Origin of the sequence: Winogradskyella psychrotolerans RS-3 (genome assembly GCF_000427335.1) — a bacterium.
Classification (GTDB): Bacteria; Bacteroidota; Bacteroidia; order Flavobacteriales; family Flavobacteriaceae; genus Winogradskyella; species Winogradskyella psychrotolerans.
Map to the genome: position 1 here is coordinate 1 of NZ_ATMR01000145.1, position 23,218 is coordinate 23,218.

26 protein-coding genes and 2 pseudogenes are annotated in these 23,218 nt (G+C 32.4%); 15 read left to right on the forward strand and 13 right to left on the reverse strand.

The genetic code is table 11. The features are described from left to right. The 6 genes from ADIWIN_RS14915 to ADIWIN_RS14935 all read left to right on the forward strand — a co-directional run. Positions 1-220, forward strand: a 220-nt coding sequence (locus ADIWIN_RS14915) for an integrase core domain-containing protein (RefSeq protein WP_040757556.1), incomplete at its 5' end; no start/stop codon positions are given. 51 nt (positions 221-271) lie between these two features. After that, positions 272-778 (forward strand): hypothetical protein, encoded by a 507-nt coding sequence (locus ADIWIN_RS14920; protein ID WP_020896863.1) that lies wholly within the window; start codon positions 272-274, stop codon positions 776-778. 165 nt (positions 779-943) lie between these two features. After that, positions 944-1,429, forward strand: a complete 486-nt coding sequence (locus ADIWIN_RS14925; protein WP_020896864.1) for a hypothetical protein — start codon at positions 944-946, stop codon at positions 1,427-1,429. Positions 1,430-1,649: 220 nt separating this feature from the next. After that, on the forward strand, positions 1,650-1,868 hold the full coding sequence (locus ADIWIN_RS14930; RefSeq protein WP_020896865.1) for a hypothetical protein: 219 nt from the start codon (positions 1,650-1,652) through the stop codon (positions 1,866-1,868). 538 nt (positions 1,869-2,406) lie between these two features. Beyond that, positions 2,407-2,628 (forward strand): hypothetical protein, encoded by a 222-nt coding sequence (locus tag ADIWIN_RS20385; RefSeq protein WP_020896866.1) that lies wholly within the window; start codon positions 2,407-2,409, stop codon positions 2,626-2,628. 264 nt (positions 2,629-2,892) lie between these two features. Then, entirely contained in the window at positions 2,893-3,435 is a 543-nt protein-coding gene (locus ADIWIN_RS14935; protein ID WP_020896867.1) for a DUF4377 domain-containing protein, read from the forward strand. Between the two features lie 227 nt (positions 3,436-3,662). Here ADIWIN_RS14935 and ADIWIN_RS14940 read toward each other — a convergent pair whose 3' ends face one another. The 4 genes from ADIWIN_RS14940 to ADIWIN_RS14955 form a co-directional block, all read right to left on the reverse strand. Beyond that, entirely contained in the window at positions 3,663-5,885 is a 2,223-nt protein-coding gene (locus tag ADIWIN_RS14940; protein WP_051155477.1) for a TonB-dependent receptor, read from the reverse strand. A 74-nt stretch (positions 5,886-5,959) separates the two neighbouring features. Continuing rightward, complete coding sequence (locus ADIWIN_RS14945) at positions 5,960-7,237, reverse strand: tetratricopeptide repeat protein (RefSeq protein WP_020896869.1); 1,278 nt, start codon at positions 7,235-7,237, stop codon at positions 5,960-5,962. A gap of 99 nt (positions 7,238-7,336) precedes the next feature. Beyond that, on the reverse strand, positions 7,337-7,912 hold the full coding sequence (locus ADIWIN_RS14950) for a DUF4331 family protein (protein ID WP_020896870.1): 576 nt from the start codon (positions 7,910-7,912) through the stop codon (positions 7,337-7,339). Positions 7,913-8,020: 108 nt separating this feature from the next. Next, positions 8,021-8,674 carry a DUF4331 family protein gene (locus tag ADIWIN_RS14955; RefSeq protein WP_020896871.1) on the reverse strand — a complete coding sequence of 218 codons (654 nt, stop codon included), beginning with the start codon at positions 8,672-8,674 and terminating at the stop codon, positions 8,021-8,023. A 200-nt stretch (positions 8,675-8,874) separates the two neighbouring features. Here ADIWIN_RS14955 and ADIWIN_RS14960 point away from each other — a divergent pair, with 200 nt between their 5' ends. Next, a complete protein-coding gene (locus ADIWIN_RS14960; RefSeq protein WP_020896872.1) occupies positions 8,875-9,993 on the forward strand; it encodes an LETM1-related biofilm-associated protein in 1,119 nt (372 codons plus the stop codon). A 19-nt stretch (positions 9,994-10,012) separates the two neighbouring features. Continuing rightward, a complete protein-coding gene (locus tag ADIWIN_RS14965) occupies positions 10,013-10,573 on the forward strand; it encodes a hypothetical protein (RefSeq protein WP_020896873.1) in 561 nt (186 codons plus the stop codon). Positions 10,574-10,675: 102 nt separating this feature from the next. On the opposite strand, the gene ADIWIN_RS14970 is transcribed toward ADIWIN_RS14965, so the two are convergent. The 7 genes from ADIWIN_RS14970 to ADIWIN_RS15000 all read right to left on the reverse strand — a co-directional run bounded on the left by ADIWIN_RS14970 (position 10,676) and on the right by ADIWIN_RS15000 (position 14,991). Continuing rightward, positions 10,676-11,431 (reverse strand): LytR/AlgR family response regulator transcription factor, encoded by a 756-nt coding sequence (locus tag ADIWIN_RS14970; protein WP_020896874.1) that lies wholly within the window; start codon positions 11,429-11,431, stop codon positions 10,676-10,678. Between the two features lie 44 nt (positions 11,432-11,475). Beyond that, positions 11,476-11,790 (reverse strand): 2TM domain-containing protein, encoded by a 315-nt coding sequence (locus ADIWIN_RS14975; protein WP_020896875.1) that lies wholly within the window; start codon positions 11,788-11,790, stop codon positions 11,476-11,478. A gap of 107 nt (positions 11,791-11,897) precedes the next feature. Next, complete coding sequence (locus ADIWIN_RS14980; protein ID WP_020896876.1) at positions 11,898-12,242, reverse strand: 2TM domain-containing protein; 345 nt, start codon at positions 12,240-12,242, stop codon at positions 11,898-11,900. Further along, a complete protein-coding gene (locus ADIWIN_RS14985; protein WP_020896877.1) occupies positions 12,242-12,574 on the reverse strand; it encodes a 2TM domain-containing protein in 333 nt (110 codons plus the stop codon). Before ADIWIN_RS14985 ends, ADIWIN_RS14980 begins: the two co-directional genes overlap by 1 nt. Positions 12,575-12,585: 11 nt before the next feature. Beyond that, entirely contained in the window at positions 12,586-13,890 is a 1,305-nt protein-coding gene (locus ADIWIN_RS14990) for a 2TM domain-containing protein (RefSeq protein ID WP_020896878.1), read from the reverse strand. Positions 13,891-13,943: 53 nt separating this feature from the next. Then, positions 13,944-14,567 carry a tetratricopeptide repeat protein gene (locus ADIWIN_RS14995; RefSeq protein ID WP_020896879.1) on the reverse strand — a complete coding sequence of 208 codons (624 nt, stop codon included), beginning with the start codon at positions 14,565-14,567 and terminating at the stop codon, positions 13,944-13,946. Between the two features lies 1 nt (position 14,568). Continuing rightward, positions 14,569-14,991, reverse strand: coding sequence for a DUF2141 domain-containing protein (locus ADIWIN_RS15000; protein WP_051155478.1), 423 nt, complete (start codon positions 14,989-14,991; stop codon positions 14,569-14,571). Positions 14,992-15,173: 182 nt separating this feature from the next. On the opposite strand from ADIWIN_RS15000, the gene ADIWIN_RS15005 reads away from it, so the two are divergent. The 5 genes from ADIWIN_RS15005 (at position 15,174) to ADIWIN_RS15025 (ending at position 20,149) form a co-directional block, all read left to right on the forward strand. Then, a complete protein-coding gene (locus tag ADIWIN_RS15005; RefSeq protein WP_020896881.1) occupies positions 15,174-16,985 on the forward strand; it encodes a serine hydrolase in 1,812 nt (603 codons plus the stop codon). Positions 16,986-17,237: 252 nt separating this feature from the next. Then, positions 17,238-17,834 (forward strand): hypothetical protein, encoded by a 597-nt coding sequence (locus ADIWIN_RS15010; RefSeq protein WP_152487273.1) that lies wholly within the window; start codon positions 17,238-17,240, stop codon positions 17,832-17,834. 190 nt (positions 17,835-18,024) lie between these two features. Beyond that, positions 18,025-18,399, forward strand: coding sequence for a transposase (locus tag ADIWIN_RS15015; protein ID WP_020896883.1), 375 nt, complete (start codon positions 18,025-18,027; stop codon positions 18,397-18,399). Then, positions 18,356-19,618 (forward strand): IS3 family transposase, encoded by a 1,263-nt coding sequence (locus tag ADIWIN_RS15020; protein WP_020896884.1) that lies wholly within the window; start codon positions 18,356-18,358, stop codon positions 19,616-19,618. Before ADIWIN_RS15015 ends, ADIWIN_RS15020 begins: the two co-directional genes overlap by 44 nt. A gap of 102 nt (positions 19,619-19,720) precedes the next feature. Continuing rightward, positions 19,721-20,149 (forward strand): hypothetical protein, encoded by a 429-nt coding sequence (locus ADIWIN_RS15025; protein ID WP_051155479.1) that lies wholly within the window; start codon positions 19,721-19,723, stop codon positions 20,147-20,149. 7 nt (positions 20,150-20,156) lie between these two features. Here ADIWIN_RS15025 and ADIWIN_RS21480 read toward each other — a convergent pair. Then, positions 20,157-20,375: pseudogene (locus ADIWIN_RS21480) on the reverse strand (IS110 family transposase); the annotation flags it as partial. A gap of 168 nt (positions 20,376-20,543) precedes the next feature. Between ADIWIN_RS21480 and ADIWIN_RS15035 the strand changes: the two are divergent. Then, positions 20,544-21,248 (forward strand): M949_RS01915 family surface polysaccharide biosynthesis protein, encoded by a 705-nt coding sequence (locus ADIWIN_RS15035; RefSeq protein WP_020896887.1) that lies wholly within the window; start codon positions 20,544-20,546, stop codon positions 21,246-21,248. A 175-nt stretch (positions 21,249-21,423) separates the two neighbouring features. On the opposite strand, the pseudogene ADIWIN_RS15040 reads toward ADIWIN_RS15035, so the two are convergent. Further along, a pseudogene (locus ADIWIN_RS15040) lies at positions 21,424-21,844 on the reverse strand (nucleoside-diphosphate kinase). Between the two features lie 274 nt (positions 21,845-22,118). Here ADIWIN_RS15040 and ADIWIN_RS15045 point away from each other — a divergent pair. Beyond that, on the forward strand, positions 22,119-23,138 hold the full coding sequence (locus ADIWIN_RS15045; RefSeq protein ID WP_020896889.1) for a DHH family phosphoesterase: 1,020 nt from the start codon (positions 22,119-22,121) through the stop codon (positions 23,136-23,138). Positions 23,139-23,218 lie beyond the last annotated feature (80 nt).

A 23,218-nucleotide genomic window follows, 5' to 3' on the forward strand; every position in this document is an offset into this window, starting at 1 on the left:
AAATATTAGTATGACTGAAGAAAATCATTGTTACGAAAATGCCATAGCAGAACGCGTAAATGGCATCTTAAAAGATGAATTTTATCTCGACCAAACCTTTGATAACATCAATCATGCAAGGAAAGCTGCAAAAAATGCAATTAATTTATACAACGAAATAAGATTACATTTATCTTTAGACTATAAAACACCTAATATGGTATATAAATTATCAGCTTAATTCAATTTTAATCTGTAGCCATATTTCAGGACAAGACATTTAAAATAGCCATTGAATAAGAATTATAAAATATTAGTCCTACTATTTGCCGCGTTATTTTTAATTGACTGTAGTTCTACTAATAAATTAGTTAAGAAAGCTAAACAATTAAATTGTGAGAAACCTATTGAATTCATTTATGATAGACAGAGTGATATAGTTAAACTTGAACTTATAGAACAAGTCCATGGCGATTATAGGATTCCAAATTATGAATCAGAATTCAGGTACGTAATCTCTGAGTTTGATAAAAATATTAATTCTGATATTAAAGTCAATAATGGTTTTGGATTTCAAAATGACTCCGTCATTTACGTTAACACGAGAATAGAAAGAATTATTATGACGTTTGGAGACCTCAAAACTACACTAGAAACTGATATTAATTTTAAACTGAAGAATAATGAAATTAGAATTACTGGTATTCATTCAGGTCATTGGGAAATCTCTACAAATGTTATGTTCCGGAAAACACTAATAGATGCTGTTCATCAGTTTCTTCAAATGAATTGTGATTAGTAACGCTGTACAACAAAGTACTGCAGCAAAACACAAGTAAAATGTCATACCCAAATGCAGCGAACAGACGAAGAAACTATACACAAAACTGCCATCACAAATGAAAGATGTAAGTAAATGGCATAATAATTGAATGAATAAAGAAAATCAAAAAAAACCGTATTTATGAACAAGTTAAAATTACCAATAGCACTTACTTTTTTATTAATTCTTTTTGTAGCCTGTAGTACAGATGATGAAGATAATTCACTTGAAATATATACCACCGAAGATTTGAGTTTACTACATAATAATAGCTCTAAAACATGGGAGTTAGAAGCCTACTATCAGAACTACGATAATTGGGTAAGTGATCAAAATGAGTGTTTTGTTGATGACAGTTACATTTTTAAATCAGATAATGAGGTAGAAGTAATTAGTGGAAATGAAAATTGTTATTATGGTGATTCAGAAATTGCAGAAGCAAGCTATACGTTTTATGAAGAACAAGGGGAAGTTTGGTTGACTATGATTAGAGGGAAAATAACAGATAATATAGTGAGTAGTACATCGTTTTCATTAAAATTAATAGAGTTACAAGAAGATAGAATGGTATTTTCTTCTGGACATAAAGGAGATTATAAAATGGCTTTAATTTTTGTAAAAAACTAAAGACGTGTGGTAACATCCTGTATAATAAATGGCTTGATCACTGGCGATTTACTAACATTCTTACGGAATATGGCTTCGCCAGTTCACTGCGCTCGGGTCTATCTGTGATGTATTTGCTAAATTAGGTGCTTAACCACGCAACACCCGAGCGAAGCGAACAGACGAAGTAAACCATACACAAACCGTAAACAAGTTTGAAAAAAAAACGCTACAATTAATAATGTTAGGAATTCTACTAACAACTTGTAAATCACATGAAGTTGATGGAATTTGGATGTCCTACAATGATAGAGTAATAAATACTGATTTTCCTTACTCTAGTACAATTGAAGGGTTTTTGATTGACTTTGATAAAAAAGAGTTTAGTTGTTTCGATTCTGATTCAATACAGAAAATAGATATTGATTTTACTAAAAAACCTGCTACAACATCGTATTAAAATAATTGCGGTTTAATGCTTAAACAAAGGTGATTTCGTGGTTGCCTGCATCTGATTTTCCTTCGGAAAATCCTCGCATACAAACCCGCAGCTATACTTATACATAAACGTTAGCTCTAATTATGACTCGTCCTGAATAAGGGATAATTCCGGTCTGCTGTGCCTTAACACCATAACCCAAGTTAAACACCTACAAAACAGCAATATAGAAAAAATCATAATACAGGTTATAGCGTGGTTATAGCATGCTTAAAACAAGCTTATAGCATAACCAAAGACATTCAGTGAGGTTTAATATTAATAATTAAGGCTTATGACCTTGTGAAGGGTATAATGAACTGCTTGCCCCTAGCCTACCTACAAAAATCTTCGCAGACTTTATTGGTCCATAATTATTTATTAAATTAGGTGTTTAAAACACTGCACTAATCATACACTATACCGCTAAAAACATAACTACCTTTAAAATTTACAAGAAATAAAAATCAGTTAATTAAACTAAAAGCAAACCTAAAACAATGCTTTAAATACCACGAAATTGAAACAGAACGACACCGTAACTTCAGATACATTGCCACTAAAAGAAATGATTTTGTGGTGGGAAAAAAGAAGGCTAATTTTCAATGTTTTAATTATTGGATTATCTGTGTTTTCTATATACAGTTATTGGGATTATCCGATGAGATCCATAATAGGAAGTAATCAAATTATTCGTAATGCCATCATTTTTATTTTTGGTGCTAATTATGTTATACCTTAAGTCGGGGTTCTGGTATTATTAGCTATTACAAAACATACATTTCTAGTAAAAGAAAGAGATGGATACTTTTTATACTTGGAACTCTTTTTTCACTAGCCTGGACCAACCTTAAATTTGTAATTGAATTTGATGTTCTATTTGCAGACTGAGTCTTATTCCTTTTTAATTTGCTGATTTTAAAACATTACCAAAATCACCAACAAGTTTGACGCAACCATTAAGCCATTTCTGCATCTACTTTAAAACGATACAATTAACACTACTATGAAAAAGCAAATTCTACTTCTGATAATAATCGGTCTATTCTTTTCTTGTACTAATGACGATGATAATGATTCTCAAACGGTGACTATGCGCATTAATCATTATCAAAATACAGCTATAGCTTTAGACCCCGTTATAGCTTTACTTGTGCAATATGATGATAACATTGGAACAACTAGCTGGAACAACTTCTACGCTACTATTGAAGGATTTAATTATGTTCCTGGACAGGTTTATGATCTTTCTGTGAGAATTGACCAAATCGGTAATCCAGCGGCTGATGATGGCGCATTTAAATACACACTCTTAGAGGTTATATCGGAACAAGAGGTGCCAGCTGAAACTGAATTTAATATCAATTTAAAAATCAACGGACAAAATTTTATCACTACAGATTCTGGTTATCAATTACTAAATCAAATTGATATCGATTGTAATACCTTATGTGATGCGCTAGATACACTATTAGAAAGTGAAGATGTAGTCGTTGGTACTTTTAAACATCTTGATAATAATGAAATTCAGCTAATTGAACTTGAATAAAGCTTAAAACACGATGTAGTTTAGGACACTGGGTATTCCTATTTTATCAAAAATAAAAACACCCACTCTTTCGAGCGGGTGCCATCACTAACAAAAAAACTCAAAAAACATCATGAGAAACTCACAATACGATTAATCTTTTTATCCCTTAAGATTAATCTTTTTTGCTAGCAATCAATCAACGTCACTTAATTTGCTTCCCCACAAATTAAGTGGTTGAAAGCTTTTTAAAATCTATAGCTTACCGTTCCTTTAATAAAGAAAGGTGTGCCTGGTGTAAAATGTATTTCTTCAACAGATTGTGCTTCGTTTTGTAAACGCGATTCTGTAGCAAATTGTGTTTCATTCCAATCCACATCAAACAAGTTTTCTATGGCTAAGCCAAATGTTATATTTTGTAATCTATAATTGACGTTAAAATCGGTAACCATATACCCTTCTGCCACAATTGAATTATCTTCATTTGCTGCTCTATCATCTAAGTATCTAAAACGTAAACCTCCAGAAAACCCATTAAGATCATCAACCGATAAACCTCCAATTAGCGTAAAATCTGGTGCTAAAGGAATGTAGTTTTCACCATCCGGATCATCTACGCTTCTGGCATTAGTAAGCGTTGCATCGGTATCTAAAAACAACCAATCGGTTAATTGGTAACGCAAGCCTAAATCTAATCCGAAACGTCTTGTTTTTCCACTTGGCTCTACAATACCTGCATCACCTACATAAACGAATTCTTGTTCTAAAAACAAATACCATAAGGCAGAGTTCACCACTAATTTTGGAAATGGTTTCCAAACAGATCCTAAATCGGCTCCGTAAGAACGCGGCAAAATATCTTCACCTCCATTGGCAACCACCACTCTAGTATCGTTAGAGTGAAATCCTAATCCTGATTTTAAATACAATTGCAGATTATCTTGTGCATTGTAATAGAAATTCAACTTCGGACTTACAATCGTTTTAGTTTCTGATAAAGTTTGATAATTAGACTGCAAAGCATCGTTATACATAAACTTGAAATAGTCTAAACGTAATGCTGGTGCCACTTTAAATTTACCAAATTCAAATGCTGCATTTACAAAAGCATCAATATTTGTTTGGTTAATATCACCTAACTGAATATTCTCTAAAGTTGTACTTCGATTTAAGGTTCGAGATAATTCTACATCATCAGAAATATCATGTCTTAAGCCTATACCAGACGTCAGCGTCAATTCCGTATCACCCAAAAATGTGGTGTGTGTAATGGCTGTATTTGCACCAAAAATATTTCGATCTTCTTTCTGATAAATTTGATCTCCATTAATAGGATCCTCTAAAAAGAAGGTAAAATTAGAATACAACTCAAAAGCATAATGCGAATAAAAGGCATTAGCACTTAAACTGGTATGATCATCAATGTATTTATCGAAAGTCACATTAAGGTTGGTACGTTCTGTTTGGCCTCCTTCAGTATCATCAATGGCTCCAAAACGTGAGATGTTTCCATTATCTACTTCGCGCTGTGGAATCTGCCCAGAAGCATCCCAACGGCTTGTAAAATGAGAAGCGGTTAAGGTCAATTTATCATTTTCTGGTGAAAACATAACGTACTTTCCAAATAGGTTTAAACGGTTAAAGTTCTGTGGCGATTCAAAAGGACCATCGGTATTAATATATTCTAAAGCCACATAAGCATTTTGATTTTTAGTATCTTCTAAAAGATTGAATAAACCAACCGTTCTCATGGTATTAAATTGCCCCACAGAAAATGAAACCTCACTTTCTTTTAGGTAATCTTTTGTTTTAAAATTAACATAACCAGCGGTATTAAAATCTCCTTCTTGGGCATAATAGCCACCTTTACCAAAATCAATTTTATTTACCGTTTCTGGAATTACAAAATGCAAATCACTATACCCTTGACCATGGGCATGAGACACCATATTTACGGGCATTCCATCTACAGAAATAGAAACATCAGTACCGTGATCGATATCAAAACCACGTAAAAATAATTGTTCGGCTTTACCTCCACCTGCATGTTGACCAATAAATAAACCTGGTACTTTTCTTAAGACTTCTTGTGTGGAATTCACAGGAGTGACGTTTAAATCTAATCTCGAAATAGTACTTACCGTATTTAACTCTTCGGTAATCACCATTTCATCTAATTGAAAGGCTTTTTCTTCTAGAATAAAATTTAGATTTTCAATGGATTGTAAGGTTATAAACCTGGTTTTGTAGCCTAATAACCCAATTCTTAAAGAATCTCCTAATTTAGTATTGGCAATAACAAACACACCATTTCCTGATGTATGTGCGTGACTTTCGGAAGCTTGATTATAAATATAGGCAGCTTCCAAGGGTTGATTTAACTCATTTACAACACGTCCTTTTACGTTTTGTCCGTATGCTGTAAAGGCAAAACAAGTCATAATAAGGGTTAATAGACTGATCTGTTTCATTCGAAAATTTTTGAGAATTAATTTATAAATTATAGTATAACAAACATAAATATTTTGTTACAAATTTGTAGGAATTATAGCTGATTTATCTTTGAAACCATAGTTGGTCCTAATTCATAAATACTAGCTAAAAGTTCAGCTTTTAGAGGTTCAACTGCCTCTGTTTTACCTGCTGCTTTATAAATTTCTGCAATGTGGTAAATGACGGCTGGCTCAAATGTTTTGCCTTCTACAAAATCTACCATAATTTCATTTGCTTTCTCAATGTTACCTGCTTTAAAATAACTCCAAGCTAATAAGTTATACGATTGTGGTGTGGGTCTATTTTCAACTTCTTGCTTTGCGATTTCTAAAGCACGCTCTGGCATTAATAAATCTTCCGAGAAAACCATAACGTTGTATTGATTATACATGTCTCCGTACAATTCATTTTTAACTGCCGCTTGATAGTTTTTTAAGGATTCTGCCTTTAATTTTGAATCGTCATTAAATTCTGCAATCTCTGCTTTTAGTAAATCGTAATCTGGAGTGTTGTGATAAGACGTTACGTGGTTTAAGATATTTAAAGCTTCCGTTGGGTTCTTCTCGTGCGAATACACGATCCATGCAATTCCTTTTTTAGAATAAGCATTATTAGGATCTAATTCTAAAGCTTTTAAAAAATAAGAGTAAGACTTATCTATCTCACCAGCATGACCATAAAAATCTGCGATGTTGGTATAAGACCATAGCTTCATACCTTTTAAATTAGAGGATTCTGCTATGGCCATGGCTTTTTCCATGTTTTCAATAGCACCATCTAAATTACCTTTATGATCCTCTAATTTTGATAAACGAATCAAATAATCGAAACTAGATGTGTTTTTTATGTCTTTTAAATAGGCTTCAGCATAGATGTAGTTACCTAACTCTAAATGCACATCGAAAAGCATTTTTTTAGTCCCATTAAGTTTTGCACCATTAGCTTCTGCTTTTTTAAGTAAGACTAGAGCGTCTTTAAAACGGTGTTGTGAAATGTAATTTGTAGCGATATTTTTTAAGAGTCCGGCGTCACTATCCTTAACTATTTTATTAGCTTCAAGGAGATCCGTTTCGGCTTTAATTAAATAATCAATCTCTCCTGTAACGTTAAACACCTCTGAATTGGCATTAGCACGACTGATTAAATAGGTATAAGAACTAGAACTATTCTCTATTCTAGTAGTCCAAAAATCGACATCTTCTAATAGTTTAGTTTGGTCTATTTCGGTGGATAGGTATTGGCTATAATCAGCTTCATCGGTAACCTTATTAGAATTACAACTAAGCATTATTAGCGTTATAAAAATGGGAAGTATGTTTTTGAGTTTCATAATAATTTGTTTTTTGAGTTTGGTTAATTCGTGTGGAAGCCCATATTAATAATCTAAAATGAGATCTTTCGATCCCATTTTAGGTTACTAATCAATCGCTTACCAAGGAGACGCTAAGTAAGGGAAAGACATCAAAAATTCTTTGTCATTAGACGCCACATTATCACTTACTAATCCAGGGTTTTCTGGGTTTGTTAAACCTGCTTCACCACCGAAAATTAAGATCAATTCTACGTCGATAACATCGTCAGTTAAGTTTCTACCTGTTAAGATATTTGTACCATCAAAAAATGTTGTTGGTGCATCTAAAGAAACCGTTAATACATCCGTAGCTAAAACACCTGTAAATTGTGCTGCTGTAAAGCCTAAAGCATTAGCATCAGTTGGTGATGCTGGATCGTAAGCTGGACTCAAAGTTTCTAATTTAGTTTGGAACGCAGCTTGAAACGCAGCTCCCATATCTGAAGGTGTCGTTGTATTAAAAGCATCTTTCATACCATCGTTTACAAAAACCGTATTAATTGCCGGTCTAGCCATTTGGTCTTCCTGAACATAAGTTCCTGTAAAGTTTGGACCTGTAGGACCTGTTACGTTATCGTCGTCGTTACTACAGTTGATAGCTGTCATTGACGCTAAAATTGCAACTGCAAATAGTTTTATATTATTGAATTTCATGTTATTTAAATTTTAGTGTTAATTAATATCATCAGATACCTTTTGATGTTGAATATATTAGTGTTCAACCTGAAGTCTTAAGATTTCTGCATGACTATTTATTTTAAATTATTGTTTTCTTTTAGATTCTACCCAAGTATTAATTGTGCCAGATCCACCAATCATAGATTTAGGTACCTCAACAACTACAGATAATACATTAGAACCAGCAAATGTATCGTCACCAGGATTAGCAAATCCGGTTGCATCTCCTGCAATAATTTCAGTGTACTTGTTAAAATCAAAAAAGAAAGGATCATCTCTTGGTCCTGCAAAGAATTTCATGCCTGCAAACTCTTCTATCATCGCAGTTTCTCCATAATTTGTAATATCTACAACACCTGCATTAGTTGTTGTTGAAACAATGGTACTGTTTAAACCCGTTGATGTAGGTCCAGTAGGTCCGAAGAAATACATTTTACCATCTCTTGGAGTTGCTTGGATTACAAGATCCTCAATATTATCTCCATCGGTATCAATATTGAATTCTAATAATACACGTTCATCAAAAGATGCTGCTGCAGTATTACCAGGAGTTAAAAGTCCTTGTACGTTGGCAACCAACACTAAGTTAGATGTGTTTTCACCTCTAAAGGCATAAAAGTCTGTGATATCACTTGTACCACCTTGCACTGCAGGAGCATCAATATGATCTGCTGCAATAGCAACGAATGTTGCAATACCTAAGATTGCAGTTGCGATTAAAATTTTTGTTTTTTTCATAATTTTTGAGATTTTGTTAGTTTTAATGTCTCTGTTCTACCTACGAAAAAATAGAAGTAGCGGTTTTGTTAAAATTTTGTTAATGAAATAAATTGATGATTTCTCAGCATAAAAAATTAACTTTGACCCTTCAAATTATATGTTATGAATCCATCGGCTAACGGCTGGATAAAAAATTACTTAATCAAGTTTCTGAAACCATGTATTCTCAAACTGAGACTGATGTGTTTTATATTAATTTAAAACGTGCTGGATTTATATATGGTAGTAATATTAAAGTGGTTTTAGATATCGTTAAACCCTTTGAGCTTAGTGAGGAGGAACGTTGTAAGACTAATTTACTTCTTACATTCTATTATATTTATAATAAGGAAAACTCAGAAGAACAATTCACAGCAAGTCTCATTAGATATTACAAGTCTATCAGTGACCAAAAGCGATCGTTTTTTGAAGATTTATTTAGTGATAAAACTGCCGATAGTTTATTAGAAAAAATACTTCATAAACGGATACATATTGATGATAATTTTATTTCAAAAAGTTTTAATTATTTTTTAATTAATGCACTTTTATTTGTTGATGTTTTAGGTTATCAACGTTTTTTAAAAGATGAAAAGCACATTAAAGACTATGTTGAAAATCTTGAATCGGCATTAGAAACTATTGTGTTTTCAGTTATTGAGAACAAGACTTTAAAATCTGAATATGATGAAAATCTTATTAGATTGTTTGAAAGTTCTATTCGTTATAAAAACCCCGAACTTCTAACCTATAATGATGCTATTTCTATTATAAATGAACCTTTAGAAAAGCTGTACGTCATAGATTTAGTATGTATGGCGTCTTGGACAGATAAAATTATAGACAAAGAAGAAAAAGGCTTTTTAAATCAATTAAAAACGGATTTAAATGTTGATAACAGTATTATTGTTAGATCAATAAATGATATAAACCTGTTTTATGATGAGCATAAAGGAGACGTTGCTTTTTTAAGCTCTAAAAATTTAGCACAAAGTTTTTACGATAATAGTAGCAAAGTCGTCTCAAAGCTTATAAAACGAAATAGCAAACGTTTAATAAAAGAATTATCTGAAAGTAAGGAAGCATTATACCTTTTAACCCAATCTACACAACGAAATCTTACGGAAGAGGAACAGAAGAAAGTTCAAACACAACTTATTGATATATTTAAATCTATACCAAGTTTGGCCATCTTTATGTTGCCCGGAGGTATGTTGCTTTTGCCTTTATTTATCAAATTTATTCCTAAGTTATTACCTTCGGCTTTTGATGATAATAGAATAGACGATAAGGATTAAACGAAAGAACCTCCGAATTATGAAGCACATTTTGCTTAGTTTAATAGTCTTAGTATTTACGAATTGTGCAGATAAGCCTAGTACGGAATCAGAGCAAATAACAGCATATTACAAAGGCTATATAAATTCGGATTACGAACAGATAAAAAAGGTATTATCCGATAGTCTTACAACAGTCTTTGGAGACTATATAACCACCTACTCTCATCAGAGTTACTACGAACAATTTAAATGGGACTCCATCTTTAAACCCGTTTATAAATTGGATGCTTTAAAATATGAAGAAGGGCAATTTATTGCGACTGTCTCTATACGTTCTTTAAAACTTGAATTTTTGAAGAATACCCCAATGACGTGTCGCTATCAATTTCAATTTATAGCAGGAAAAATATCAAGAATTGAAGAATTAGATTGTAATAGTGTTGATTGGAATGTATGGCAAAACGAAGTGGACACTCTTGTCAATTGGATTAAGATTAACCACCCTGAAATGGATGGGTTTATTCACGATTTAAGTATGCAAGGCGCAATCGATTATTTAAAGGCCATAGAATTATATAAAAACCGTGAGGTAGATTAATACTACAATTAGCTCTCCTTGTCTTTATTCAAAAAAGCAACTTTATTTCCCTTTAACATTAAAATTTTTATAGGTTACACATAAATTTAAACCTATCCGATACTACTCTAACCAATTTTTAAAATCCTTAACACGTTCTCTAGCCACTATAATATTTTGCTCATTAAAACGGTTGAGTTTTATTTGAAGTCGTGAGTTGGTATAACTCACCATATCTTTTATAGCATTAATATTTACATAGAATTTCCTACTAATTCTGAAGAACACATCGGGTTCTAAATCTGCTTCTAACTCATCTAAAGTGGCGTCTAAAAGATAATTACGGCCTTCGGTTGTAAAGGCATAAGTGCCTTTGTTTTCACTGTAAATACATTCGATATCTTCAATATTTATAAGTTTTAGGTGCTGACCAACTTTTACTGAAAACCGTTTTTTATATTCGCGCTCTATCGGATTCACCAATAAATTTTTAATATCATTAAAATCTAAGGTTACAGATTGTTTTTGAGGTAATCTGCCTTTATATTTTTCAACAGCAGTTTTTAAATCCTCATCATCAATCGGTTTTAATAAGTAATCAATACTATTTAGTTTGAAGGCTTTTAGGGCATATTCATCATAAGCTGTTGTAAAAATTACAGCGGACTTTATATCGATAGCTTCAAAGATTTCAAAAGACAAGCCATCACTCAACTGAATATCTAAAAATATTAAATCTGGATGCTCATTATTTTGAAACCATTCTATAGACTCTTCAACCGAATGTAACATGGTTTCTGCATTTAGATCTACAACTTTTAGCATACGTTGTAATCGTCTTGCTGATGGTTTTTCGTCTTCTATTATGATTACATTCATGACTTAAAATTTATTTGTTTTGATTCTTAAATTTATAAAACGTGTTATTCCCAAAAGGTGGTTTTCTTCTCTTTTTCCTCTAAGAATTTTTCTGTTTTTTTGTCTTCCCAACTTTTCTTAAAGATCTGTTTGCCTTTAAAAACATTCAAGCCGTGCACAACAATAAAAACGGACCATGCGACTATTAAACTGAGGTTTAGGCTGATGATATTATTTTTGTAGGGTCCTGCAACAATATATAAATTATACAAAAGAAGTACTACAAAAACGATGTAACCAGCTAAATGAATATAGAAAAGTTGGAGTCTTCTAAGGTGGTCTTTTGCTTCTCGAAATTGCTCTTTGTCATCGCTATTCATATCCCTTAAAATTTTAATATTCACTCTTAACTTTTCACTTTTCACTTTCCACTCTTAACTCTTAACTCTTAACTCTTAACTCTTAACTCTTAACTCTTAACTAAAAACTATTCCCAATTCTGCTCTTCCTTATTCATAAACTCTTCAATTTTTCGTTTTTCCCAATTGTTTCCAAAAAAGAAATTTGGACCAAAAACACCAAGAAAATGAAATACCAAACCAATACCCCAAAATAATGCTGTTGCGTAGGTTCCGAATTCTGTAAAACCATTATTAGAATTCACTCCAATCAGTATAATTAAAAAGAGATTGACTATCACATAACTCGCCAAGTGCCAATAAAAACCAACAAGTGCATCTACTTTTTTCTTCGCTCTTAAATACGCTTCTTCTTTTCTAAAGTCAGATGTTTCTTCCGTTTCGCTATAAAGTTCTATGCTATATTTTTCCATTATTTGTTGCTTTTATGTTGCTCTAACTCATCATTCATATACTGTTCTATTTTACGCGCTTCCCAGTCATCTCCCAAAATTAATGGAAGTCCAAATACAGAAAAAGCATGTAAAGCAAGTCCAACTCCCCAAACTAACCATGATGCAACAGTAGAGAAATCAAAAAATGCTTCATCATAGGTTTCTTCATTATTTAAATTGTTCATCATCTTAACAGTTGTAATCACTGAGTTTATGACAAAATATACTGTAAGGTGTGTGTAAAACGCTTTTAGTTTTTCAACTCTTGTTTTAGCTTTTAAATATTTTAATTCAGAATCTTGTTGTCCCATTATTTTATAGATTAATTCCAACGTGCAGTATCATCTTGCTTACGCATGTATTCTTCAATTTTTCGTTCTTCCCACTTAGAACCTAAAGCTCCATTATCTACAAAAACTTTATAGGCTTGAAACGTTAATCCAATTCCCCAACCAATCATTGGAAACCAAAACCATTGTATCGTATAATATGAATACTTATACCAGATGAAAATCAAAAAAGGAATAACCACACAGTAAGAAACTAAACTATAATAGAAGCCTTTTAACTCTTCTACACGCTTGCGAGCTCTTACATAATCATCATTAAGACGTGCTTGTGATTTTTGTGTTGTTCTCATAATTGATACTTGCTTTGTGAGCATAGGAATAGCTACTGAAAAATCCTTTTCTCTTTGATTGATCTGTACTTTTCTATTTGATAAAAGCTGATAGCGCTGTTTTATATTTTCTAAACCCACGCCACTACTCTTTTTTACGATTTGTTTGGGTTGAAGATTATTCATCACTACTAAATGATCACCGTCTTCATAAATCATAATATGTAAGGGCTTACTAGACATTACCATATTATGCTTAACTGCATTTTCTAAAAGCAACTGTAATGACAATGGCACCACTTTACTTTCTGGGTTTGATGCTTTATCCGGAATCTCAAAAATGATACTATCCTCAAAGCGCATTTTTAAAAGCGACATGTAAGTTCTGGCAAAATTCAACTCTTCATCTACCGTCACCAATTCTTTACTTTTCTGCTCTAAAACATAACGATAGACTTTGGATAGGGAGGTTGTGAATTTTTGTGCATTTTCTGGATTTTCTTCAATTAAACTCGTTAAAACATTTAAACTGTTAAACAAAAAATGAGGATCTAACTGATTCTTTAAAGCATCGAACTTGGCACTTGCCGTACCTGCAATGACTTTTTGTTCTTTAATTTTATTTTTTTGATAGCGATTATAGAAATAAACAACATGAAAAACAGATACAATACTTAATGTAATCCATAACCCAAACGAATAGGCTTTCCAGGATTCCTTTTGCTTAAACACATTAAAGTCCGTTCCATAATAGAACACTGATGTTCCTGCCCGTAAGAAAAACAGACCAACTAAAGTGATGACTGTACTTCCGATAATCCCTAATATAATTCGCTTTATGTAATCACTTTTATCCCAAGTTCGTCTTTCCATAAAATCGAAAAACGCCATATTAGAATAGCCTAAAACAAAGGCATAGAGTTGATAAAATCCAAATTGAATACTAAAGTCATTAAATGAGTCATAATTAAAACCATCAGATAAAAGATTACCTATTACAAATACCACACATCCAATGGCGAATGTTAGTATTATTTTTTTAATGACTTCTTCATATTTTTTTAAGCTTTACAATCTTTAGAAACCGCTTCTGCACGTTCTTTCCCCCAATTGGGATGTAATTGACTCTCTGGTTTAAAGGTATTAAAAAGTTCAATGGATGCTTCTATTGCTTTACAATAAGGTGCTGTATCTTTTCCGAAATATTTTGCGCTTCCCATTTCCCACTCCGCTTTTCCTAAGGCTGCTCTTGGGTTTGTTGGATCTAAGGCAGTTGCTTTTTCATAAAGCTCCGCTATTTTACCACCATACTTCATACCGTAGGTCATACCATCAAACGCCACCCAATTGGTAAAAACTTGAGCCTGCATTACAAGTAATTCTGTGTTATTTTCACTCTTCAACATAGCCGCATCTAAATGTTCTTGTGCCTTGTCTAATTGCGCTTTTAATACTGTCGCATCTTTTTCTGTCCAACTTTTTAAGCTATTAATCTGTGCTATATAATAATTTGGCAACCATTCTTTAGGTTCTGCTTTAGCAATCCGTTCAAACATATTTTCGGCTTCATCAGTTTTATTGGCTTGCCATAGGTCAAAGGCTTTGGACATACCTTTTTCAAAATTGGCTTGCGCTTGTGTTAGTCCTGAGACTACAAGTAAAGCAATGAGTATTATAGTTTTCATCTTACAGTTTTATAGTTAATGTTTTATCGTCTTTTAATTCAAATTTAGCATCGCTCCATTGTGGTGGCCCCATAAACCCTTTGGCATCATTAGAACATCCATAATCTTCCGAAGGGATACCAAAAAAACTAGTATCTAATTTACCATTATCATTTTCATCGTGAAAAATTGAAACCGCATAAGTTCCTTGCGGAATCTCATCAAAAGTGACCGTACACTTTTTATTTTCTATTTTGCTCATGGTACCTTTATAAGACGTCTCTAAAAATCCAATTTCAGAATTATAAAGCGCTATAAACATTTTCCCTTTATCGTTATCGGCCTCTACAACATTTATTGTAATCGTATAATTTTCTTGGGCTTCTAACTGAAAACTTATAAAGCTTATCACAGAGATAACAGTCATTTTTACGAGTATATTCATGAGATATGGTTTTGCTTGCTACAAATATCGATTACAACTTCTGGTTTTAAAAACTGAAATAACCGAAATGTTATTTTTTAATGACGAATTGTAAATTTTTAAAATTTAGGACAAAAATCAGTAACTTACAGAGGTTTATACCTGCTAACATTTTATAACCATCATTAAAAACCAACTAAATAATGAAAAATCACACCCTCATTCTTGTGTTTACTCTCGTTTCAACTTTTGTGTTTTCGCAAACTGACAGACGTCTAAAAGGTATAGAAAAGCAATATAACGCCGTTTTAGAAAACACAAAAGCCGCAGGATTTGCGGTAGCCATTGTAGAAGGAGATAAAATTATTTATGCCAAAGGTTTTGGGTATGCTGATTATGAAAATAAGATTCCAACAGATGGCAACACACTATTCGCCATTGGTTCTTCGACCAAGGCATTTACATCGGCTCTTTTAGGCTTACATCGCGAAGACGGCAAACTGACTTTTGACGATCGCCCGAGAAAACACATTCCGGAATTAGAATTTTACAATGATGAGATGGATAACACGATCACCATTAAAGATTTAATGCGTCATAGCACAGGTTTACCAAGACACGACGGTTCTTGGTATTATTTCCCAAGTCATAGTAAAGACAGTTTAGTCACCAAACTAAAATACCATGAACCTTTTACTGGAGTACGCGAACAATGGTATTATAACAATTTTGGATTTTTATTACAAGGTGTCATTACTGAAAGAATTACAGGAAAAACTTGGGAAGAAAATATTGAAAACGAATTCTTTAAACCGTTAGGCATGGAGCGTTCTAAAACGACCATTGCAGGCATGAAATCTAGCACTAACGCCGCTTTTGGTTACGAGTTAGATGCCGATAGAAATATCACCAAAATGGATTATTATGATATTGCCGGCATGTCACCAGCAGGAAGTATTAACAGTAGCGTTAATGACATGACGAAATGGTTAATCACGTGGATTAATAAAGGAAAATACAAAGACCAACAAATTATTCCTGAGGATTACGTAAAAGAAGCCATGAGTTCTCAAATGGTTGTTGCTGCAGGCTTTCCTTCTAAAGAATTACCAGATGCGCAATTCGCTAATTATGGCTATGGCTGGTTTTTGCATTCGTATAAAGGTCATTATATGGTAGAACACGGTGGTAATATTGATGGTTTCTCAGCGAGTGTTGCTTTATATCCTTCAGATAGTTTGGGTATTGTAGTTTTAACAAATCAAAATGGCTCACCAGTGCCAAGACTTATTAGAAATATAACAGCGGATTATATGCTAAAAGTTGACAAAACAGAATGGGCGAAAAAATACAAGGAAGATTTAGACAAGTCCTTAGACGCTATGAAAGAAGCTAAAGACGATAAGGAAACATCTAATGTAAAAAACACGAGACCCTCACATACCAAATTAGATTACACAGGTACTTATGAAGAGAAAGGCTACGGTAAGTTTGAAATTGAAATAGAAAACGATTCCTTATTTTCTAAACTGAATGGAAAAAAAATATTCTTAAATCATTTTCATTACGACACGTTTGAACTTCTTGAGATTAAAAATGGAAAAGTAGACACCACAGACATTGGTAACTCAATTAGAATAAACTTTAGCACCAACATTGCAGGAGATATCGATTATGGACGCATCGCTATTGAAGGCTTATTAGATCCTATTGCTTTTAAACGTACACCAAACACCATCGATGTAGATGCTAAAACCTTAGAGCAGTATGTTGGTAAATACGATTTAATGGGCACAGAAATTAAAGCCTACATTAAAGACGAAAATGTACTTTATGTTTTTGTACCCGGACAACCAGAATATGCTTTAATCCCAACGGCAACACACAAATTTAATTTTAAAACACTCGAAGGCTTTAAGATTGAGTTTCTTGCAAGTGATGATAAAAGTATTAATGAAGTAAAATTTATTCAGCCCAATGGGACGTTTGTGGCCAAACGAAAACTAGAGGATTAATGCATACGTAACGTTACGTATATAAAAGTTGAAATTATTCAGTAATTTTATCAACTGATAAGTAGTAACAGAAGTTATTGTTATCCCGACATTAATATGGGGTGTTGGTGATGGAAGTTGCTATATAACTAGTTGGCTGTAATTGAAATGAAACAAACTCTATACTTCATAATACTAATTGGACTTTTAAGCTGTCAGAACTCTGAAAAGAAAGTTGAACTGAAAAGTAAAGACTGTAATAACACAAGACTTGTGAGCTACATTTATCCGATTAGTAATTTTACTAATGGAAAAACTTTTGTCTACTCTTTAAAATCGAATAGAGAATCTAAACCTGAATTGTTCAAAAAAAGATATTCATTAAAAGTTGATACAGATTCTTTACTTTTTAGTGTTACAGAAAACTCTCAAGGAATAGTAACTGACTCAACTATATTTACTCTGACCAATGGAATTCCGAAAGTTATAGAGTCTTTCACAAGAGTAGATGCATATCCCGAATTGATACCAACCAAGGATTCTATCGTCGGGAATAGATTTTGTGAATTCGGAACTTTTGGAAATTCGTATGAGTATGAAATACCTTTTAATGGTAAAATGGTTTCAAGAAAGTTTCAAGGACATACAACTCATAAAGAATACGTGAAAAAAGTGTTCAATGGAATAGAATATAACTGTGCAATAATGGAATCACGAAAAACATTTACGGCTGAATTTAATGGACGAACGGAAAAATTAAACGGAACTTGGACAGGTTGTACTTGCGAAAGTTTGGGCGAACTTTATTCAACAACTAAAACCGAAAATGGAATGGTAATTGAGCACAAGCTTGAAGAAATAATTGAATAAAAAACAACTACAGCCAACACCGTATATAATTTATTGCTAATTCTAGCCTACTTACGAAAGTCCTCGCGGACTTTCTTGGTCGGTAATTATTTACTAAATTAGTTGCTTAAAACACGCAACAAACCATATACAACAACGTTGTGGCTAATTTTGAGTCGTCCTGAATAAAGGCTACATAATTTTAAACATTATGTACAAAAATGACAAAGTAATTAGACGTTACAGCGAACCTTTTAAATTAAAAATTTTAGCCGAACTTACAACCGGAAAACACACAAAGAGCGAACTCTGTAAACTCTACTCCATTGCACCTACTACAGTCAATGAGTGGATTAAAAAGTATAATCGTAAAGACCTAATGAACACCAGAGTAAAAGTGGAAACCAAAGATGAAATATCTAGAATCAAAGCATTGCAAAAAGAGAATGAAAAACTTCAAAAGCTGCTGCTTAAAAAGGATCTTGATGCAATGGTAGAAGAATCTTATCTTGAAGTAGCTGCAGAAAAATTAGGATATAAAAATGTTCAGCAACTTAAAAAAAACTCAATATCTAGCTTTTATTAAAACTAGAAATAGAGCTAAGAGATTTGCTTCTTTATCTACTATAGCAAGTTGTTTTGGACTTAAACGTGATGCGTATTATAAATACAAATCTAGAGCTGATAAGAGTTTAAAACTAGAACAACAGATTATAAACATAGTCAGTAAAAAGCGTAAATCCCTTCCTAGAGAAGGCGTACGTAAACTCATAAAATCATTAGATGATGAGTTTACAAAAGCCAACATTAAAGTTGGTAGAGATACGCTATTTAATGTCCTTATAAAACATAATACGCTAACACTTAGAAAGAAAACAAGTACTAGAACTACCAACTCTTATCATCGTTTTTATAAATATAGTAACATCATAAAAGACTTAGAAGTTACTAGAGCTAACCAAGTTTGGGTATCTGATATTACATACATAAGAACTGTAAAAGGGTTTTGTTACCTGGCTTTAATAACAGATATGCATTCAAGAAAAATAGTGGGTTATGATCTTAGTGATAGTTTGGAACTAAAAGGGTGCGTAGGAGCCCTAAATAAGGCCATATATCAAGCCAAAAACATTAAACAGCTTATTCATCATTCAGGTAGAGGGATACAGTATTGTAGCAATCAATACACGCAAATACTAAAGAGAAAAAAGATAGATATCAATATGACTGAAGAAAATCATTGTTATGAAAACGCCATGTCAGAACGTGTAAACGGCATCTTAAAAGACGAATTTTATCTCGACCAAACCTTTGATAACGTGGCCCACGTTAAAAAAGCTGCAAAAAATGCAATTAATTTATACAACAAAATAAGATTACATTTATCTTTAGACTATAAAACACCAAATATGGTATCAATTATCAGCCTAAATTCAATTTTAACCTGTAGCCATATTTCAGGACAAGACAAATCTTATACTTTTGAAAAAAAGCTACAAGTTTCAGAAAAATTCACCACCGATTTTGAAACATCCTACGAAATATCATATACTTTAAAAAACCCTAAACCATATGCAGAAATTGACTCTATAAAACCTTATAAATTTAAAGTTGAAATACTGAAAAATAATAAGCCTATTAAGATTTTTGACAATAATAGCTTTTTGAGTGAATCAGGTCAAGAATACGAACTAAAACTCAAATTCATAAATGCCAATTCAAAACCAAATAGTTTAAATATCGGAATTGAGACAAATGTTCCTGGACCAACGTATGAATTACTTATTGAAAGAGAATATGAATAGATATTTTGGATAATTAGTGGGATAATTATGTTAATAGCACTAATTTTCGGTTATTTTGGATTTAAAAATAAGCCATCAAATAATAACGTATAGCTAACTGTTGTGAAAATAGAAAAAGAAAACCTTCTTTATTGTATTAGCATTATTCTCTATTTAATTTCTTTAACGCAAAACGCGTTCTTATTAAATAATGAAGATGGAAATTATGGTTATTTGGCATTAATTTTTGGCTTCTATGTAGTTTTTGATACTGGATTCTCTTGGCTAGCCAATTTTCTGATAGTATTTTCTTGGTTATTTAAACATAAGAGAACCTCTTTATATTATAGCTTATCTGCTTTAATTTTAGGTGTTTCATTTTTATTCATCGATGAAATTGTAATGGGAACAAACAATAAATACGGAAAAATAACAGACTATGATATTGGATATTATCTTTGGATATTAAGCTTTTTAATGATGACAATTAGAAATATTTTGAATTATAAAAAAACGATTTGCCAACAAAGTACTGTGCTAAAAAACAAGTAAAATCCCATTAATTTTTCACTAACGTACTTTTATATGTTGCATCAAATATTAACCCAGATTTTGCGATAGCAAAAGCTTGTTTTAGTAGCTTATTACACACTGCGATTAATGCTAATTTTTCACTCTTTCCTTTAGCTACGATTCGCTCATAAAGATCTCGGCAAGCCTTGTTTTGTTTACAAGCATTAAAACTGCACATACATAATAAATTTCTCAGTTTCTGATTTATACTTAAATTTAATGAATTGTAAACTTAAGCCGTGTATAATTAATTGCTTTGTTCTTGCCGACTTACGAACATTCCTGCGGACTATTCTATCTGTGATTTATTTGCTAACTTACTCGCTTAACCACACAATTAGTCACACAGACGACCTCAGCCTTTTAAGAAACAATGAGAACCATAGTAACAATACTCGTAATATTTATAGTCACAACGATAGGATTTAGTCAAAATACGATCCTTTCAAGTACCCCATTAACTGAACATGAAATTGATTCAATTTTCACAGATTCATTAAAGACTAAATTTGAAATAAACTACTCTATCTACAAGGTATATGAGTATAATGATAAAGGCGGAAAGCACTTTATTGTTATGACCGAAAACAAAGTAGAATGTGATGAAAGAAAAGACTGTTTTGACGCTATAAAGGTATTTTGCCTTCTATATAAAAACGGACAATACGATCTCGAATGGAATTTGACTGACTTTATTCTTCCAAATGGGAATGAAGTTTCAGAGGAATATTCAATTTCTATTTGGACAAAATATTTTGAGTTAAATGACCATGACAAGGATGGATTCATTGACCCGATAATAGTGTATGGAACTTTTGCTATGAATGAAACAAGTGATGGGCGAATTAAAATTTTGGTGTATCATAATGGAAAAAAGAGCGCGATTAGACACCAAAACGGAACTCTGGATTTCGAGAGAAACACTCAAGTAGATGAGTCGTATTATCAATTACCAAAAGAAATTCAAGACAACGTTCAACTTATAATGAAAAATATAACAGAAGACGAAAATGGAATTTTCCCTTATAATTGGAAGAATGACATGGAAAACCAAAAATTAAATTTTGACGAAAATTAAATAATGGCTACCAGCACTGGTTATAAGTAATTACTTGTTATCGCCTACTTTATAAATTAAAAATTTTTATTCGTTAATAATTAACCAAATTATAACGAATAATGCGACTCTTTAAAACAAAAAAAAGACCATCCCTAAAGACAGCCTTTTTATATTATATAAGTTGAAATGTGTATTAAAACATATCTCTACCAGCAAAATGAAAAGCACTTTCAATAGCTGCATTCTCATCACTATCACTTCCGTGAGCTGCATTTTCTCCAATAGAAGCTGCATATAATTTACGGATAGTTCCTTCTGCTGCATCAGCAGGATTAGTTGCACCAATTAAAGTTCTAAAATCTTCAACTGCATTTTCTTTTTCTAAAACAGCTGCTACGATAGGACCACGAGTCATATATTCTACTAACTCTCCAAAAAAATGGACGTTCGTTGTGTATTGCATAAAATTCCTCAGCATCTGCTGTAGTCATTTGTGTTAATTTCATCGCTACGATTCTAAATCCTGAAGCCGAAATTTTCTCTAATATTGCGCCAATGTGTCCTTTTTCAACAGCATCAGGCTTTAACATTGTAAATGTTCTGTTAGTTGCCATGTATTTTTTTTAATGAGGTGCAAAAGTAATGTATTTCTTTAATTAATCAAGAGCAGTTTTTATTAAATTAATGTTACCAAATAAGCGACTTTTAAATTCAATTATAAACAGCAATCACATTGAGAAAACTTCACATTTTTAGTTTCACTATCTGTTCCTGTAAAATTGATTTTCCATTAATTTTGCATCGCCATACATTTTAGAACTCAAACAATCTTATAATTCGTATTAAAAGCCATCTTCAAAATAGCTAAAAAACGTATCTTCGCCATCTATGATTAAAGCACAAATTCCACAAATAAAAGCACTCTTAAGTGTACCTAAGAACATTGTAATTGTTCCACATAGAAACCCAGACGGAGATGCGATGGGTTCAACATTAGCGTTGTATCATTATCTAAAATTGTACAATCATAATGCCATCGTTATGGCACCAAATGATTATCCAGATTTTTTAAAATGGCTACCAGGAGACGATACCGTTTTAAAATTTGAAACACAACAAGAGGAAGGCACAGCACTTATTAATAATGCTGATATTATTTTTACCTTAGATTTTAATGCTTTTCATCGCGCAGGACATCAAATGGCTGAAGTTTTAGAACCATCTACAGCGATTAAAATAATGATAGATCATCATCAGCAGCCAGATGATTATGCTAAATATATGTATTCTGATATAAGCATGTCTTCGACCTGCGAAATGGTTTATAATTTTATTGAAATGCTTGGCGATGATGATAAAATTGATGCCACTATTGCATCGTGTTTATATGTTGGGATTATGACAGACACAGGTTCTTTCCGGTTTCCTGCAACGACAAGCCGAACGCATCAAGTTATTGGAAATTTAATTGAAAAAGGAGCCGATAATTCTCAAATACACAATAATATATACGATACTAATAGTTATAGTCGTTTACAATTATTAGGTAGAGCCATGCAAAACCTTAAAGTCATTCCAGAATTAAGAACAGCTTATATGACCTTATCTCAGGCGGAGTTAGATGAATTCAACTTTAAAAAAGGAGATACCGAAGGATTTGTTAATTATGCATTATCATTAAAAGATATTATTTTTGCTGCCATCTTTATAGAAAGTCAACAAGATCAGATTATAAAGGTATCGTTACGTAGTAAAGGAGAGTTCTCGGTAAACGAATTTTCGCGAGCACATTTTAATGGCGGAGGTCATACAAATGCTGCAGGAGGACGTAGCGATGATGATATGCCAACAACACTAAATAAATTTATTAGTATATTACCGCAATATAAACAAGATTTGAACCAATGAAACCCCTAAATTGGTACCGATTAAAATATCATAATATGAAACGAGCATGTTTAATATATTATCACTCAAAAAGATGATTA